The following is a 16,337-nucleotide window of genomic DNA, read 5'->3' as shown; positions in this document are numbered from 1 at the left end:
GATGGAAACGTACTGGCGAGTGGCCGAAGATTCCGGTCGAAAGACTAAACAGCGATAAAGCGGGTCTGTGCCCTTTAATGTCTATCTTGGTGAAGATTTTATTACGGTAGAGATTAAAGCCACTGCGATTTTATTCGCGCACAATGAAACCTTGATGACGATGAAACTTATGTGATGATCGACGTCGCGCTCATCGAAAATATTCACAGCCGAGCGTGATGAGTAAGCATGGCGACGTGGGCTCTGCGGGCAACATGGTGAAGCTCGGCGAGTCATGCTGTTTGTAACCGGCGGCTGGCGATTACGGCGAGGTGACGTCTTCGGTCCGATGACGCGGCTTGAGCCGCACGTAAAGTTGTTTACGCACCAGCGCGACGACGGCGCCATCGGTACCGATGATGTTTACCTCGAACCAGCGCAGTACCTTCTCGCCACCGGCCGCCGCTATACGCAACTCGTCGACTGTCGCCGGATCGAGCTTGAAATGTGCGTAGACATCGGTCTTGCCTGGCGACACAAAATCGATCGTGCCGGCTTTGTCCCATACGTAGTAGTCGTTACCCAGTTGATGCATCACCATCAGCATCCAGAATGGGTCGGTCATGGCAAACAGATTTCCGCCGAAGTGGGTGCCTACGTAATTTCTGTTCCATGGCCGCAGCTTCAACCGGACTGTGATGGCACCCCAGTCGTTGGAGAGGCTCGTTACCGCGATGCTGTTGAACAAAAACGGCGGCCACAGATTCATGAATCGGCGAAACAGGGAGGGGCGCATCAGCGGGGCGGCTCTAGTGATCGAAGCTTTAGTCTAGCAACAACATATGCATGCAGCGTTTTGTTGAAACTGTTCGAAGCTTATTTTGTAGCCTGACGGTATCCCTTCAATAGGTCAGGGCATTCTTGGGGCGAGGTTATTTTTCTATGGAGTCCGAAAGCTAAAGTTATAGCGTAGGATGCTTTGCAATCGGGGCCGCGTCCCGTGCGTCAATCGATGCGGTATGCATAACCGGATTGCCGAGTCGGCATCTTCGATGGTCCATATTTTGTCAGGTCCTTTAGTCAGCGTTCTTCTTCGTGTCAGGAGATGAAGATGATTTTCAGACCGCTCGATGCCGTAATCACCGGCTACGCCTATGAGAACGCGACGACTGCACTGGGGGTTCTCGAAGAGGGCCGCCAGACCAGGCGGTGGATTTCCACCGAAATGCTTTGCACGCTCGATACTTTTATCAAAGTGGTGCTTTTCAGCGACCGGATATTCTTCGGCGGATGTGCCGGCGAAAAGGATGGGTTTGCCACGCCGCGCAACGCCGAGTTCGGCGCTAGCGCTACGGCCAAGGCACTCTTTGAAAAAGAAGGTCTCTTTCAGCCGATAGATTTATTTAATGGCGATAAAGAGCGGGCGATGGCTGCCGTCGCCGCCACCTTGAAGCCGGTCGAGAGCTTCGGTGACGTGTCCTTTGTATTGACCGGCGACTGGAAAGCCAGACAGCTTCAGGTGCGCCAAGAGATGCTGACGATGGATGCGTTTTTTATCGAGTACTCCATCGAACATGGTGGCTTGTCGCGGTTTAAGCCGGTGTTCCCCGGCGAACATCTTTACCTGGGCCTCAGGCAGCAAAGAGTGCCGTCGCCGATGTCTACGCACTCCATCGCCGATCTCGCGGGTCGGCGCATCAGGATGCTGGTGCGGGACAAAATGCGCAGCCTCAATGAGCTGGCATCGGTAGGTGTGGTGCCGATACCCGCGCTGCCGCCCATCTTCGTGGCGCGTACCGTGTATGACGCGTCACGATCATCGTTCTTGTCGCGGATGTTTCACCGGCAGGCCGAAGGGGCGAATATCGTCAGCACGCTGTTGGAGATTCGCAACAGCAGCGGCATGGTCCATTTTCGCAAATGGATGTCCGATTGCATTGAGCTGGCGACGACGACAGATGTCGCCAAGCTGGAGCGCTTCGCGAAGACATACCACATGTTGAATAACTTCGCGCTGGAAAACGATATGACGAAAGAAGAGTTCGTCAAAGGGGCTCTTAATATCGTTGGATCCGTGCCGTCCGGTGACGTCTTGGCGATCCTGAAAGAAGTGGTGTCGCCGGTTACCAAGTACATCGCCGGATTCCCCACGGGAGTACTCCGTGGTTTCGGTGGCCGCAAGGGAGAGTCGGTCCACGTTGGGCAGTTTCTGCATAGAACCTTTTCGGACAAGTTCAGCGCCCTTGAAATGGACTACATCTCCACACTGCTTGAACTGCCCGATAACGTCGCTGACTGGAAGAACGAAGCGGTGATGTTTGATGTATGCGCCGGTCGAATCGACCCGAGCGCGCCGAATCTGGCGCGCCCTTGTTTTATTCAAAGTGCAAATGCTCTGCATCTTGCGAACGCCGAAAGCGATTTTGCCGAGCTTCTCGATAAAACCATATCGTTCGCCGAGGCCGGCGCACGAAAGAATCCACTGGGAGCTGCGAAATGAAGACCGACGTCTTGCTCGGCTATTTGAGGGGTATCGACCCGGCCGTGGCGCGGGTTGATTCCAAGAGCGTTTTGAATTCATCGGAGTCGCAACCCTTTTCGGATCAGCCGCCGCCCGATCCGTTTACCGACCAGCCACCACCGGACCCGTTTACCGACCAGCCACCGCCTGATCCGTTTACCGATCAACCGCCACCGGACCCATTTACCGACCAACCGCCGCCCGACCCGTTCACCGATCAGCCGCCGCTTGGCGGGTGAGCCCCATCGGATGAAACCGCGTCTGTTGATTCTCCAGGCATCGTCGCTTTGCAACCTCAATTGCACGTACTGCTATGTGCCCCATCGCCAGGACAAGGCGAGGATGTCGGAGGCGACTTTGCGAGCGGCGTTGCGCCTGCTGCTTTCCGGTTGCGATGCCAATGACTCCGTCAGGATTCTTTGGCATGCGGGTGAGCCGCTTGCCGCAGGGCTTGAGTTCTACAAGCGCGCGTCGGACATTCTGCGCGAGTGCAATCCCGGCGGCGTCAAGCTATCTCAAGCGATCCAAACCAATGGCACTCTCATCGACGAACCATGGTGCCGATTTTTCGTACGCGAAAAGATAGTCATCGGATTAAGTGTCGATGGGCCGGCGATGGTTCACGATCGTCATCGCAGGAGTCTCGGCAACGGACCAACCCATGCGCACGTGATGAGGGGGGCAGGGCTGCTGAGAAAAAACGGTATTCCCCTCCATGCGATCGCGGTCCTGTCGCCCTATAGTCTGGACTTTGCGGATGAGATTTTTGATTTCTTCGTTGAAGCCGAATTTCGCACGGTCGGTTTCAATCTGGAGGAGACCGATGGGGTGCATGCATCGACCTTTGCAGGCGAGGGTGTCGGCGGGCTACGTGAAAAATATCAGGCTTTCATGTCTCGTCTGTTCGACCGCTGGCAGAACGCCGGCAGGCTGCCGAAGATCCGCGAATTTGAGGGCATGAGTTCTGCGATCGCTGCATTTCTGCGTAATCACCGATTTACTCGAACGGCGGATGACCTGGTTCCGTTCCACAACATCGCGGTAACCCGCGAGGGTGAGATCTCGACCTTTTCTCCAGAGCTTGCCAGTGGAACGCTATCCGATCCGCTGCGCTTTTCGATCGGCAATGTGCATCGGATAGGTTCGTTGGATGAGCTGGTTGCCAATAAAAAATTTCAGGCGCTGCGGGACGACATCGGCAGGGGTATCGCCCGCTGCCGGTCCGAGTGTGAGTATTTCGCGGTCTGTGGGGGCGGCACAGCTTCCAATAAATTCTACGAACATGGGACCTTCGACTGCACCGAAACGACGACGTGCGCCTTGCACCGCAAGACACTGACGCACGTAGTTGCGGATGGACTGCGCAAGCTTTCGGTTGCGGATTGAGATCGAAAACAGGCCGCACCCATAATCGCGGCCCAGGATCAAAACAATAGCGAGGCCATCTTGCGGCGATAGCGACCGACCAGCTCGGCATCGTCGAGCATGCTGAAAGCAGCAAGCAGGCGCTTTTTGCCCCGGCCGTCATTCCAGTCGCGAGCACGTTCGAGGATGGCCAGGAATTGATCCAGCCCAGCGGCGGCATCGTCTTCCAGCAACAGGCGCACGCCGAGCAAGTCGCGCGCCTCCCAGTCGCCGTTGTCTGCTTGCACGCGTTGACGCAGTTCAGCCAGGGAAGGCGCGCCGTGCAAGGCGCGCGCGAGATCGAGCTGGTGGCGCAGGCGCACCGCGCGTGTGTCGGTGGCGAGATTGGCGGGCAGGGCGGTCAACCCGGCTTCGGCAGCGTCGGCTTGACCGGCGCGCATCTGCGCCAGTGCCAGGTCGAGTTTCAGTTCGCTGCGTTCGGGCTCGGCGGCGATTTCTTGTTGCAGGCGTTCGATCGCTTGTTCGGGGGTTTCGGCGACTTCTTCGGTGGCTTCGTCGACGGGGGCGGCCTCAAGCGGTTGCAGATGGCGCGATAAAAATTCGCGTAGCTGACCCTCGGGCAGCGCACCGGCAAAGCCGTCGAGCACCTGGCCGTCTTTGACCAGCATCACCGTGGGGATGCTGCGAATACCGAACATGGTGGCGAGCTGCTGACTCTTGTCCACGTCGACCTTGCCGAGTCGGAACGCGCCGTTGTATTCGGCGGTGAGCTTTTCCAGCATGGGCCCAAGGATTTTGCACGGCTCGCACCAGGTCGCCCAGAAATCGATCAGCACCGGTGTCTTCAAGGAGGCTTGTAGTACTTCGGTCTCGAAGTTGTCCTCGGCCACGTCGAATACATGGGCATTGGCAATCGTGGCACTCACTTGGGAACTCCTCCAGTTAACAGATCGCCCAAGGATCAGGGCGTTGTGCAGCATATCAAGGGTGGGGAACGGGGAACGGGGAACGTGAAGTATGAGTTGTTGCCGTGGCGCCGCGTTCTTCTTGATATTGGCGTGGTTTTGTTCTTGCTGTTCAGATCTTGCTCTTTAAGCTTTCCCCGTTCCCCGTTCCCCGTTCCCCGTTCCCCGTTCCCCGTTCCCCGTTCCCCGTTCCCCGTTCCCCGTTCCCCGTTCCCAGCCCATATTTGCGAGAATCGCCGTCATGACCGCACCGCTGATGATCTGCGAACACTGCGACACCGTCTATCGCCGGCGCGAACTGGCGTGTGGCGAGGTGGCGCGCTGTGTGCGTTGCGATGCCGTGCTGGAGCGCCATCACCGTTGGAGTGCGGGGGCGATGCTGGCCCTGGTGTTGACCGCGCTGGTGGTGTTCGTGCAGGCGAATATCTGGCCGATCGTCACCCTTGGGCTGAATGGGCAACTGGTCAGCGCCAGGCTGTGGGACACCATCTTGATGATGTGGAACGATCATTCGCAGATCGTTGCGGTGCTGGCGGCGGCGACTCTGTTTTTCATTCCGCTCGGCAAGATGCTGTTGCTGGGCTGGGTGTTGCTGTTTGCCCGTCGCGGCGAACGTGCGCCGGGGTTTCGGTTGGCGATGGTCATACTGCACCACATCAAGCCATGGACGATGAGCGAGGTGTTTGTACTCGGCGCCCTGGTCGCCATCGTCAAGGCGCATGTGTATTTCGATGTGATCCCTAATCCGGGCATCTTCGCTTATGCGGTGATGATGTTGTTGATTACGGTGTTTGCGGGTATCGACCTGCGCCGGCTCTGGGATATGACCGCGGAGCGCACGGCGTGAGCAGCTTGCCGCGCGCCAGCGAGCTGGGTTTGATCGGCTGCCATGTCTGCGGTCTGGTCTGCCGCGATAACGACATGAAGGATGCCGCCTGCCCGCGCTGCGAGTCGCCACTACATCGACGCAAGCACGCCAGCTATGTGCGTACCTGGGCGCTGCTGATCGCGGCGTTCATTCTGTATATCCCGGCTAATTTTCTGCCGATCATGCGCACGGTGAGCGTGGGCGATGTGGACGACAACACCATTCTCAGCGGGGTCATCGAGCTTTGGGTCAAAGGCTCGCCGGATCTGGCCGTGATCGTGTTTACCGCCAGCATCGTGGTGCCGATGTTGAAGTTTTTCGCCATGACGACGTTGCTGTTGAGCGCCCATCGCCGTTCAGGGTGGGCGCAACGCCAGCGTGCCAAGCTGTATCGCCTGGTGGAGCTGATCGGCTATTGGTCGATGTTGGATGTGTTTGTGGTGGCCTTGCTCACGGCACTGGTGCAATTTGGCTTGCTGAGTCTGGTAGAGCCCTTGCCCGGCGTGGTGTTTTTTGGCCTCACGGTGGTACTCACCATGCTGGCTTCGATGAGTTTTGATCCGCGATTGATTTGGGATAGTAGGGATACCGATGACTGACGAACTCAAGCCCCAGCCCGACGACGCGCTGCCGCAGCCGGTGATCCGGCGTCCGCGAGTCAATGTGTCGTTGATCTGGCTGGTGCCGATCCTGGCCGCCCTGGTGGGCTTGTCGCTGGTCATCCATTCATGGACACAGGCCGGGCCCACTATCAGCATCAGTTTTCAAAGTGCCGAGGGCCTGGATGCCGGCAAGACGGTCGTGAAATTCAAGAATGTGGTGATCGGCCGGGTGACCGCGATCCGGCTCAGTAAAGACCGCAGCCATGTAGCGGCCAAGGTCAATCTGGATAAGAGCGCCGAGGGTTTCGCCACGGCCGATACGCGATTCTGGGTCGTGCGGCCACGCATCGGCCTGGGTGGCGTGTCCGGTGTCGATACCTTGTTCTCCGGTGCTTTTATCGGCGCCGATGTGGGCGAATCCAAAGAGTCCGAGACCGAATTCACCGGGCTTGAATCGCCACCGGCGGTCAGCCATGGCGAGCCGGGCAAGAGTTTCACCCTGCATGCCGATGATCTCGGTTCGTTGGACATCGGCTCGCCGGTGTACTTCCGCCGGATCCAGGTGGGCCGGGTGGTGAGTTATCAATTGGATAAAGACGGCAAAGGCGTAACGCTGCAGATCTTTATCGATGGCCCGAACGATCAGTTCGTTACCCAGTCCACGCGTTTCTGGAACGCCAGCGGTGTCGACGTATCGCTGGGCGCCGACGGCTTGAAGTTCAATATGCAATCGCTGGCTACGGTGATGGCGGGCGGTGTGGCATTTCAGGAGCCGCTGGGCCCGCATGAGACCACGGCGGCGGCAGAGAATTCGGAATATCGCCTGTTCAGTGAACAGGTCTCCGCGATGGCGCCGCCGGATGGCGAGCCACGCTATATCCGCATGCGTTTCGACCATGCCTTGCGCGGTTTAGCGGTAGGCGCACCGGTGGAATTCCAAGGTGTCAATTTCGGCCGGGTGGTGTCGATCAATCTCGATTACGACGAGAAGTTACAGCGCTTCCCGTTGATTGTCGGCGCGGTGATTTATCCGCAGCGACTCGGTCGCGCTTATCAGAAACTCAGCACCCTGGCACTGGCCAAGGGTGACGATGCACAGTTGTCGCAGATGATGGGAACACTGATTGCACATGGTCTGCGTGCACAGGCGCGTACCGGCAACCTGCTTACCGGGCAGCTCTTTATCGCGCTGGATTTCATCCCCAACGCGCCCAAGGTCAATTACGACCCGACCGTCCGGCCGTTCGAGATGCCCACGGCGCCGGGCAGCTTCGACAAGCTGCAAGAGCAGATGGCGCAAATCGTGGACAAGATCCAGAAGATTCCTTTCGACACGATCGGCAAGCATCTGGATCAAACGCTGGCCGAGCTGAGCGGTACGCTCAAGCAGGTCAACAGCCAAGTGTTGCCTGAGTTCAAGACCACCTTGCAAGGAGCGCAACAGACGATGGGCAACGCCAACAATGCGTTGTCTGCCGACTCGCCGCTGCAGCAGAATCTTGGCAATACCATGCAAGAGCTGCAGCGCACGGCGCGTTCGCTGCGTGTGCTTACCGATTATCTGGGTGGCCAGCCCGATGCATTGATTCGCGGCAGAAAAGCCGATCCGGCTCCCGCCAAACTCATCGCGCCGGCCAATCCACCGCAGCAAGAGAGCAAGCCATGATTCGTGTCGCCTATCGTCCTTTGTTACTCGTCGCGGTAGTGGCGTTGGCGGCATGCTCTTCGGTGCCCTTGCATTACTACACGCTGGTGCCGCCTGCCGGCGATTACGTGCCCACGGCAACGCAGGCGGCCATGACGCTGCCGTCCGCCTCTTTTCAGTTCGAGTTGTTGCCGGTCAGCGTGCCGGCGCAGGTCGATCAGCCGCAATTGGTGGTGCGCCAGGGCGGGCAGGGTGTGGCGATGCTCAATGGCGAGCGCTGGATTGCCCCGTTGGGCGATGAAGTACGCAGTGCGCTTTCGGCTGACCTGACACGGCAGCTACGCACCCAGGATGTCAGTGGACTGCCTGCCGGAGCCAAGCCCGTGCTGCGGATCAAACTGGATCTGCGCCGCTTTGATTCGGAGCCGGGCCGCTATGCGTTGATTGACGCGGCCTGGAGCATCCGCTCGCTCAAGGGTGGCGCCACGCTGGCCTGCACCAGCCGGATCAGCGAAACCGTTGGCCCTGGATACGATGCCTTGGTGCAAGGGCATCAGCGCGCGATTGCCGAATTGGCCACGCAGATCGCCATAGTGGCCGGGCCATTGGCGGCGGGGCAGACGCCGGCGTGTCCCGACGGCGCCAAATAAGCTTGCTGTAGTGGTCGCCCGTTGCCTGATTCACAACGCCGGGCTTGGCGCTAGGCCGGCGCTCGGCTAGTCTGCTGTGTTCCCCCGCGGCCGTCGGCAATGCCGGCGCAAGGCCGCCAAAGCTCAATCGGCACCGGAATCATGCAGGATATTCAAGACCAAGCTACTAACCAGGATGCGGTCGGCGGTTACGACCCGCAGGCGGTGGAAACCGCTGCGCAGCATTATTGGAGCGCGCAGCGCGCTTATGAGGTGAGCGAAGACACCTCCAAACCCAAGTTCTATTGCCTCTCGATGCTGCCTTACCCCTCCGGTGCGCTGCATATGGGGCATGTGCGCAACTACACCATTGGCGATGTCATAAGCCGCTACCAGCGGATGAACGGCAAGAACGTGCTGCAGCCGATGGGCTGGGACGCGTTCGGCCTGCCGGCCGAGAACGCCGCGATCAAGAACAAGACCGCGCCGGCCAAGTGGACTTACCAGAATATCGAACACATGCGCGGCCAACTGCAGCGCATGGGCTTTGCCTACGACTGGACCCGTGAATTCGCCACCTGCCGCCCGGAGTACTACCGCTGGGAGCAGTTGATGTTCACCCGGCTGATGAAAAAGGGCATGGCCTACCGCAAGAATGCGGTGGTCAACTGGGATCCGGTCGACCACACCGTACTGGCTAACGAGCAAGTCATTGACGGCCGCGGCTGGCGCTCCGGCGCGCTGGTGGAAAAGCGCGAAATTCCGCAGTGGTTCCTGAAGATCACCGACTACGCGCAAGAGTTGCTCGATGGGCTGGACACGTTGCCCGGCTGGCCCGATGCAGTGAAGACCATGCAGCGCAACTGGATCGGCCGTTCGGAAGGCCTGGAAATCCAGTTCGCCGTAACGGGCGAGGCCGAGCCGCTGACGGTGTTCACCACCCGTCCCGACACCTTGATGGGCGTCACCTTTGTTTCTATTGCCGGCGAACATCCGTTGGCGATCAAGGCCGCTCAAGGCAACCCCGCGTTGGCCGCTTTTCTAGCCGAGTTGAAGCACGGCGGTGTTTCCGAGGCGGAGCTGGAAACCCAGGAAAAGCGCGGCATGGACACCGGCCTGCGCGCGGTGCACCCGGTCAGCGGCGACAGCGTGCCGGTGTATGTCGCCAACTTTGTGTTGATGGGTTATGGCACCGGTGCGGTGATGGCGGTACCAGGGCATGACCAGCGCGATTTCGAGTTCGCACATAAGTACACGCTGCCGATCAAGCAGGTGATTGCCGTCGGCGGCGAATCGTACGATTCGGCGAACTGGCAAGAGTGGTATTCCGACAAGACAAGCGCCGACATGCGCGTAGTCAATTCGGGCGATCTGGACGGCAAGAATTACCGTGAAGCGTTCGACTTCCTGGCGACCAAGCTGGAGGGCGACGGCAAAGGCCAGCGCCGGGTCAATTGGCGCCTGCGCGATTGGGGCGTCAGCCGTCAGCGCTACTGGGGCTGTCCGATCCCGGTGATCTACTGCCCGACTTGTCAGGCTGTGCCGGTGCCGGAAGATCAGCTACCGGTGGTATTGCCCGAAGATGTCGCTTTCTCCGGCATGCAGTCGCCGATCAAGGCCGACCCCGAGTGGCGCAAAACCACCTGCCCGCAATGCGGTGGCGCGGCCGAACGCGAAACCGATACCTTCGATACCTTTATGGAGTCGAGCTGGTACTACGCGCGTTACACCAGCCCCGGTGCGAATGCGCAGGTGGACGAGCGCGCCAATCACTGGCTGCCGGTAGACCAGTACATCGGCGGCATCGAACACGCGATTCTGCATCTGCTGTATTTCCGCTTTTATCACAAGCTGTTGCGTGACGCCGGGCTGGTGCGGTCCGATGAGCCGGCCACCAATCTGCTGTGCCAGGGCATGGTGATCGCCGATACGTTTTATCGCGACAACGCCAATGGCTCAAAGGACTGGATCAACCCCGCCGACGTCGAGATCCAGCGCGATGAACGCGGGCGCGTGACCGGCGCCAAGCTGATCGGTGACGGCAAGCCGGTGAACATCGGCGGCACCGAGAAAATGTCCAAGTCCAAGAACAACGGCGTCGATCCGCAGATCATGGTGGGCAAGTTCGGCGCCGATACGGTGCGCTTGTTCTCGATGTTTGCCGCGCCGCCGGAGCAGTCGCTGGAATGGAATGACGCCGGTGTCGAGGGCATGGCGCGCTTTCTGCGCCGGTTCTGGCGCGAAGTGACTACGCATGCGGCAGGGCCCGATCATGCGGTGGTCGATCCGGCCGCGTTGAATGCAGGCCAGAAAGCACTGCGCCGCCAGGTGCACGAAACCATTCAGAAGGTCAGCGACGATCTCGGCCGCCGCCACGCCTTCAACACCGCCATCGCCGCCTTGATGGAGCTGCTCAACGCGCTGCAGAAATTCAATGACCAGAGCGAGCAGGGCCGCGCGGTGCGTCATGAGGCGCTGGAGGTGATGGTGCTGCTGCTCAATCCGGTGGTGCCGCACGTCAGTCATGCCTTGTGGCAGACGCTAGGCCACCCCGAGAGCGTGCTGGAAGATCAGCCATGGCCGCAGGCCGATGGCTCGGCGCTGGTACGTGATTCGTTGACCCTGGCGGTTCAGGTCAATGGCAAATTGCGCGCTACCATTGAGGTCGCTGCCAGCGCCAGCAAAGAAGAAGCCGAGGCCCTGGCCCGCGCGCATCCGCATGTCATCGCTTTTCTGGAAGGCCAAACCGTGCGCAAGGTGATCGTGGTGCCCGGCAAGATCGTCAACATCGTCGCAGGATGAGAGTCATGAATCGTCTGGTTCAATTGGGTATGAAAGCTTCACTGCTGTTGCTGTCTGCCCTCGCGCTGACGGCGTGCGGCTTTCATTTGCGCCAGAGCGCGGCGTTGCCGGCAACGATGCAGCGAGTGCATCTGACGGTCAACGGCGGTGCTGATTTGCAACGCGATCTGGCTCGCGCGCTGCTGGCTTCAGGCGTCACGGTGGAGGAACAGGGCGGTCCGGGCATCGCCGAATTGCGCGTGCCGGTGGCGGCATTCAGCACCGAAACGCTTAGTGTGGGCAGCACGGCTCAGGTTACCGAATACGCCAGTCGCTACCACGTGCAGGTCAGTGTCAGTGACAGTAACGGCGTAACCCTGCTGCCCGAGCAGATCATCAATATGTCGCGCGAGTTCAGCTACGACGCTACGAACCCGATCGGCAACGCGTCGCAGATCGAGCAGATCCAGCGCAGCCTCAACGACGATATGGTGCAGTCGATCCTGTTCCGTCTGCAGGCCGCGGCCAAGCAGGCCGCTGCTCCCGCGGTCGCCCCGGCGGCGGCGTCCAGCACGCCTTAGAGCCTGTAGCCATGCCGCTTAACCCCGTCCAATGGCAGAAGGCGTTGGCCGCCGACAGCCTACGCCCGGTGTATTTGCTGGCCGGCGAGGAGTTGCTGGTACTTGAGGCCGCCGACGCATTGCGTGCACAGGCACGCAAGCTAGGCTATGCCGAGCGTGAAGTGCTGGAGGTCACCAGCCATTTTGACTGGAACGACCTGGCTAGGGCCGCTGCCGGTATGTCGCTGTTCGCGACGCGGCGCCTGCTTGACCTGCGTCTGCCTACCGGCCGTCCAGGCACCGAAGGCGCTAAGGCGATCAACGAGTTTTGCGCCAATCCACCACCGGATGTGACCCTGCTCATCACGGCCATGGACTGGAGCAACAAGCACGAGGGTGTCTGGACCAAGAACCTCGATGCGGCCGGTGCGCTGGTGGTGTTCAATGCGCCGCGGCCCAACGAGTGGGCCGGCTGGATCGGTGCGCGGCTGTCCTCGCGCGGGCTCTCCGCCACACCGGATGCTGCCGCGTTGCTGGCCGAACGGGTGGAAGGCAATCTGCTTGCCGCCGCGCAGGAGATCGACAAGCTGGTCGTGCTGCATGGCGAGGGGAAAATAAGCGCCGCCGAGATGGAAAACCTGGTCGCCGACAGCGCCCGCTATGACGCCTTCAAACTGACCGATGCGGCCTTCGCCGGCGAGGGCGGCCGTGCGCTGCACATTCTTGCCGGCTTGCGTGCCGAGGGCGATGAGCTGATCGCCTTGATGGGCTGGCTGGTCAATCAATTGCAGCTTGCGTTGCGTTTGGCCAATGCGCGCGATTTCGCGGCTCAGGCGCGTGCCGAGCGCTTATGGCCGGCGCGCGAGCAATTATTCCGCAAAGCGCTGCGCCGCGCGCCGCGCGAACATTGGTTGCAATGCCTGGCGCGCGCCGCGCGCATCGATCGCATGGCCAAGGGCCGCGAGCAAGGCGAGCCGTGGTTGGAAGCCGAGCGTTTGATCGCCATGATCGCCGAGCCGCGCGCTGCGCAGGTGCTAGGGTGACCGTCGATGCCCCCTTCCTTGCCTGCAGGGGAGCACGGGGCTAACTCAATGACGGTCAAACCACTGGCTATTTTTGGCGGCACCTTTGACCCGGTACATCTGGGGCACCTCAGTGTGGCCTGGGAGGCTTCCGAGCTGCTTGACGCCGAGGTGCGCCTGATGCCGGCCAGTGTGCCGCCGCATCGGCCGCCGCCCAGCGCTACGGCTTCACAGCGAGTGGCCATGTTGCGCGCTGCGCTGCAAGGGCAATCGCGGCTGACGCTGGACCTGCGCGAGCTGGTGCGTAGCGGCCCCTCCTACACGATTGATACTTTGCTTGAACTGCGGGCAGAGCAGGGCGATCGTCCACTCGTGTTGTTGATCGGTGCCGATGCTTTCGCCGGCTTGTATAGCTGGCATCGCTGGCTGGAGTTGTTCGATGTCGCGCATATCGGCGTATTGAATCGCCCTGGGATGTCGACCGAATTACAGGTGAAATTGGCCCTTCAAAAGGCAGCGAGGCATACCGACGATGCCGCGCTGTTGCGCTCCTTGCCGGCGGGGAAAATCATCGATCTCGCGGTGACGCCGCTAGAAATTTCCGCTACCCGCATCCGCGAGCTGCTCGCTGCCGGGCGCGACCCGCGTTATCTGCTGCCGGGTGGATTGTTCGACGATCCGGCCTTGCTGCAGCCTTATCGGGTTTGACCCTAGGGTCTGTTTGCCCGCAGGGCGGCGTCATCGCTCGGTCGTGTACGGACGTACACTCCCTTACTCTTCCTTGCCCTGCGCGCAAACAGATCCCGGCGCGGGCTACGCGAATAGCGTGAACAGGCCCTAGCTACGCGGAATAAACCGCAGCGCCGCCGAGTTCATGCAATAGCGCAGCCCGGTTGGCTTCGGACCATCGTCGAACACATGGCCAAGATGACTGTCGCAGCCAGCGCAGTTCACGGCGGTGCGCTGCATGCCCCAGGTGTTGTCGGAGTGCTCGATGACGTTGGCTTTCGCAATCGGCTGCCAAAAACTGGGCCAGCCGGTGCCGGAGTCGAACTTGGTGGACGAGTCGAACAAGGCTGTGTCGCAGCCGGGGCAGCGATACAGCCCCTTGGCGTGCTGGTTCCAGTACGCACCGCTGAAGGCGCGTTCAGTGCCTTCGCGGCGCATGACGTAGAACGCCTCGTCGGTGAGCCGCTGTTTCCATTGCGCTTCGCTCAGCACCAGCTTGTGGACCCGGCAGGGGCCAAGGTGCCGGCCATCGGCATCGGCGAAGCATTCCAGCAATAGATCGGCAGGTGCCGCGTCGCTGGCCAGCAGTTTGCGCGCCCAGGCGCCGCCGAGCACGGCTGCACCGCTGCCTAGCAAGGCGACGCGCAGGAAGTGACGGCGATTCATCATGAGGGGCGGTCGGTCGGAACGTGACATAAAGATTCTCCGTTCATTCTCAGCCAAAGGTGAAGGCAAAAGCCTGTACACCGGGATCGAGGAATTCGATGTCGAACAAGCGCTCACCGCTGCCTTGGGCCTGACGTATGAGCTGATACAGGCGCTGCCCGGTCACCGTGCCGTTACCGTCGGCATCGGTATCCATGCCGTGATCGATGCCTGGCGCTTTGCCGTCAAGGCGCACCCGAAAACGCACGGGCTTGCCGTCGCTGCCGGGGCCGAGCACCAGGTGCAGGTCGCGGCCGCGAAAGCGATAGACGATGCGGCCGCCGGCTTGTTCGAGTTGCGCGTTATCGGGATGCACGATCCAGCGGCCATCCAGGCCCCATTGATTGGACGTGAGCGAGTCCGGCAGGTGGTAGTTCCATGCATCGTCGTTGGCCATCTTGCCGCCGGCAAAATGTGCGGCGCGTTGATAGCCGACGTAAGTTTCCGGTGAGCGATCGGGGTCGCCCGAGCCGGCCACTTCGGCGCCCTTCGCACCCGGCTGCACGTAGCCTGTGGGCAGGTTGGCCTGGCCTGCTTCGGTCAATAGCTGGCGAATCACGTCTTCGCCTTGCTCGTATTCACCCTCGCCAAAATGGTGATGGCGGATCTGTCCCTTGGTGTCGATGAAATAGTGCGTGGGCCAATACTCGTTGTTGAAGCCTTTCCAGATCGCGTAGTCGTTATCGAGCGCCACCGGGTAGTTCACCCCCAGGTCGGCGATGGCTTTGGCGACATTGTCCGGTGACTTTTCGAAGGCGAACTCCGGCGCATGCACACCGATCACGACCAGGCCGTGATCTTTGTATTTGTCGGCCCAGGCGCGCACATAAGGCAGTGCGCGAATGCAGTTGATGCAGGAGTAAGTCCAGAAGTCGACCAGCACCACTTTGCCGCGCAGTGCCGGAGTGCTGAGTGGCGCGCTGTTGAGCCATTGCGTAGCGCCGGCCAGCGACGGCATGTTGCCTTCGACCGGCAGCGGCTCACCCGCCTTCAGTACGGCTTGTGGCGCCGGCGCGGGGCGTACGGCATTGACCAGTTGTTGCTCGATGCCGCCGGTGCTCGCTAGCGACAAGCGGGTGAGCAGGCCGGTATCGAGCCCCATGGCGATGGCTGCAACACCGACCAGCACCAGCACGCCAAGCGCTCGGCGTACCCATTCGCCTGCACCGAGCGAGCGCTTCATCAGCGCGAATACCTTGCCACCGATCACCAGCGCCAAGGCCAGTGAAGTCGCTGCGCCGGCGGAATAGGTGAGCAGCAGCAACGTGGTTTGTACGCTGGCGCCATTCAGCGCTGCACCGGTCAACAGCAGGCCAAGAATGGGGCCGGCGCAAGGCGCCCACAGCAGGCCGGTGGCTACGCCAAGGGCGGCAGCGGAAAACACCGAGTCGTTATCGGCGCCACTACGCTGGGTAAGCGTATTGCCTAGCGCCACGAAGGGGCGGCTGACCCATTCGGCGAAATGCGCCGAAAGCAAAGTCAGCCCAAGCACCGCCAGCACCACCATGGCGATGATGCGGCCGTATTGATTGGCGTGAATCGCCCAGCTACCGCCGACGGCAGCCAGCGTGGCGACCAGCGCAAAGGTGATGGCCATGCCCAGCAACATGGGCAGACCGTTGCGCATGAACGGGCGGTCCGAACGGGCGAACACGAACGGCAGCACCGGCAGGATGCAGGGGCTGAGAATCGTCAGCACGCCGCCGAGATAGGCAAGAATCAACACGAGCATGAGGGGGACTGTCCTTGGGTGGCTTCACTGGGTATTCGTTGGGAGTGGGGTGGCGGTTACGTGGGGTAAGAAAGCGGGGAACGGGGGATGGGGAACGGGGAACATGCCGTCTGAGTCGCTAATGCGGCGCCGCGTTCTTTTTTGATCTTTCTTTGTTTTTGCTCTTGCTTTTTTGCTTCTGCTTTTTAGGCTTTTCCCCGTTCCCCGTTCCCCGTTCCCCGTTCCCCGTTCCCC

Annotated in this window: 15 protein-coding genes; 11 read left to right on the top strand and 4 right to left on the bottom strand. The window is 60.6% G+C overall.

Features of this window, described 5'->3' with window-relative positions:
- Positions 1 to 301: 301 nt before the first annotated feature.
- On the bottom strand, positions 302 to 775 hold the full coding sequence (locus DVJ77_RS03910) for a DUF4442 domain-containing protein (RefSeq protein WP_114844115.1): 474 nt from the start codon (positions 773 to 775) through the stop codon (positions 302 to 304).
- 315 nt (positions 776 to 1,090) lie between these two features.
- On the opposite strand from DVJ77_RS03910, the gene DVJ77_RS03905 reads away from it, so the two are divergent.
- From DVJ77_RS03905 to grrM, 3 genes are read left to right on the top strand one after another with little or no spacing between them, the layout of a single operon-like run.
- Positions 1,091 to 2,479 (top strand): hypothetical protein, encoded by a 1,389-nt coding sequence (locus DVJ77_RS03905; RefSeq protein WP_114844114.1) that lies wholly within the window; start codon positions 1,091 to 1,093, stop codon positions 2,477 to 2,479.
- Positions 2,476 to 2,739, top strand: a complete 264-nt coding sequence (locus DVJ77_RS03900) for a hypothetical protein (RefSeq protein WP_114844113.1) — start codon at positions 2,476 to 2,478, stop codon at positions 2,737 to 2,739. The genes DVJ77_RS03905 and DVJ77_RS03900 overlap by 4 nt, the downstream gene beginning before the upstream one ends.
- A gap of 10 nt (positions 2,740 to 2,749) precedes the next feature.
- Complete coding sequence (gene grrM / locus DVJ77_RS03895) at positions 2,750 to 3,886, top strand: cyclophane-forming radical SAM/SPASM peptide maturase GrrM/OscB (protein WP_114844112.1); 1,137 nt, start codon at positions 2,750 to 2,752, stop codon at positions 3,884 to 3,886.
- Between the two features lie 38 nt (positions 3,887 to 3,924).
- On the opposite strand, the gene trxA is transcribed toward grrM, so the two are convergent.
- On the bottom strand, positions 3,925 to 4,791 hold the full coding sequence (gene trxA / locus DVJ77_RS03890; protein WP_225427777.1) for a thioredoxin: 867 nt from the start codon (positions 4,789 to 4,791) through the stop codon (positions 3,925 to 3,927).
- A 280-nt stretch (positions 4,792 to 5,071) separates the two neighbouring features.
- Here trxA and DVJ77_RS03885 point away from each other — a divergent pair, with 280 nt between their 5' ends.
- From DVJ77_RS03885 to nadD, 8 genes are all read left to right on the top strand, one after another.
- Entirely contained in the window at positions 5,072 to 5,677 is a 606-nt protein-coding gene (locus tag DVJ77_RS03885) for a paraquat-inducible protein A (protein WP_114844110.1), read from the top strand.
- Positions 5,674 to 6,297, top strand: a complete 624-nt coding sequence (locus DVJ77_RS03880; protein WP_114844109.1) for a paraquat-inducible protein A — start codon at positions 5,674 to 5,676, stop codon at positions 6,295 to 6,297. The genes DVJ77_RS03885 and DVJ77_RS03880 overlap by 4 nt, the downstream gene beginning before the upstream one ends.
- A complete protein-coding gene (locus DVJ77_RS03875) occupies positions 6,290 to 7,966 on the top strand; it encodes a PqiB family protein (RefSeq protein WP_114844108.1) in 1,677 nt (558 codons plus the stop codon). The genes DVJ77_RS03880 and DVJ77_RS03875 overlap by 8 nt, the downstream gene beginning before the upstream one ends.
- Positions 7,963 to 8,595: a PqiC family protein gene (locus DVJ77_RS03870; RefSeq protein WP_114844107.1), complete on the top strand. Its 633-nt coding sequence runs from the start codon at positions 7,963 to 7,965 to the stop codon at positions 8,593 to 8,595. Before DVJ77_RS03875 ends, DVJ77_RS03870 begins: the two co-directional genes overlap by 4 nt.
- Before the next feature lie 141 nt (positions 8,596 to 8,736).
- Positions 8,737 to 11,376 carry a leucine--tRNA ligase gene (leuS, locus tag DVJ77_RS03865; RefSeq protein WP_114844229.1) on the top strand — a complete coding sequence of 880 codons (2,640 nt, stop codon included), beginning with the start codon at positions 8,737 to 8,739 and terminating at the stop codon, positions 11,374 to 11,376.
- Between the two features lie 5 nt (positions 11,377 to 11,381).
- A complete protein-coding gene (locus DVJ77_RS03860; protein ID WP_380037460.1) occupies positions 11,382 to 11,936 on the top strand; it encodes an LPS-assembly lipoprotein LptE in 555 nt (184 codons plus the stop codon).
- 11 nt (positions 11,937 to 11,947) lie between these two features.
- The gene (holA, locus tag DVJ77_RS03855) at positions 11,948 to 12,958 is read left to right on the top strand and encodes a DNA polymerase III subunit delta (RefSeq protein ID WP_114844105.1); all 1,011 of its coding nucleotides are present in this window, start codon (positions 11,948 to 11,950) and stop codon (positions 12,956 to 12,958) included.
- A gap of 48 nt (positions 12,959 to 13,006) precedes the next feature.
- Positions 13,007 to 13,645 carry a nicotinate-nucleotide adenylyltransferase gene (gene nadD / locus DVJ77_RS03850; RefSeq protein WP_114844104.1) on the top strand — a complete coding sequence of 213 codons (639 nt, stop codon included), beginning with the start codon at positions 13,007 to 13,009 and terminating at the stop codon, positions 13,643 to 13,645.
- Positions 13,646 to 13,774: 129 nt separating this feature from the next.
- On the opposite strand, the gene msrB is transcribed toward nadD, so the two are convergent.
- Together msrB and DVJ77_RS03840 are read right to left on the bottom strand one after the other, a co-directional pair.
- Positions 13,775 to 14,362 (bottom strand): peptide-methionine (R)-S-oxide reductase MsrB, encoded by a 588-nt coding sequence (gene msrB / locus DVJ77_RS03845; RefSeq protein WP_114844103.1) that lies wholly within the window; start codon positions 14,360 to 14,362, stop codon positions 13,775 to 13,777.
- 19 nt (positions 14,363 to 14,381) lie between these two features.
- Positions 14,382 to 16,103, bottom strand: coding sequence for a cytochrome c biogenesis protein DipZ (locus DVJ77_RS03840; protein ID WP_114844102.1), 1,722 nt, complete (start codon positions 16,101 to 16,103; stop codon positions 14,382 to 14,384).
- Between the last annotated feature and the right edge of the window lie 234 nt (positions 16,104 to 16,337).

The organism is Dyella tabacisoli (assembly GCF_003350925.1).
Classification (GTDB): domain Bacteria; phylum Pseudomonadota; class Gammaproteobacteria; order Xanthomonadales; family Rhodanobacteraceae; genus Dyella_C; species Dyella_C tabacisoli.
This window is presented reverse-complemented; position numbering and strand designations above follow the sequence as displayed.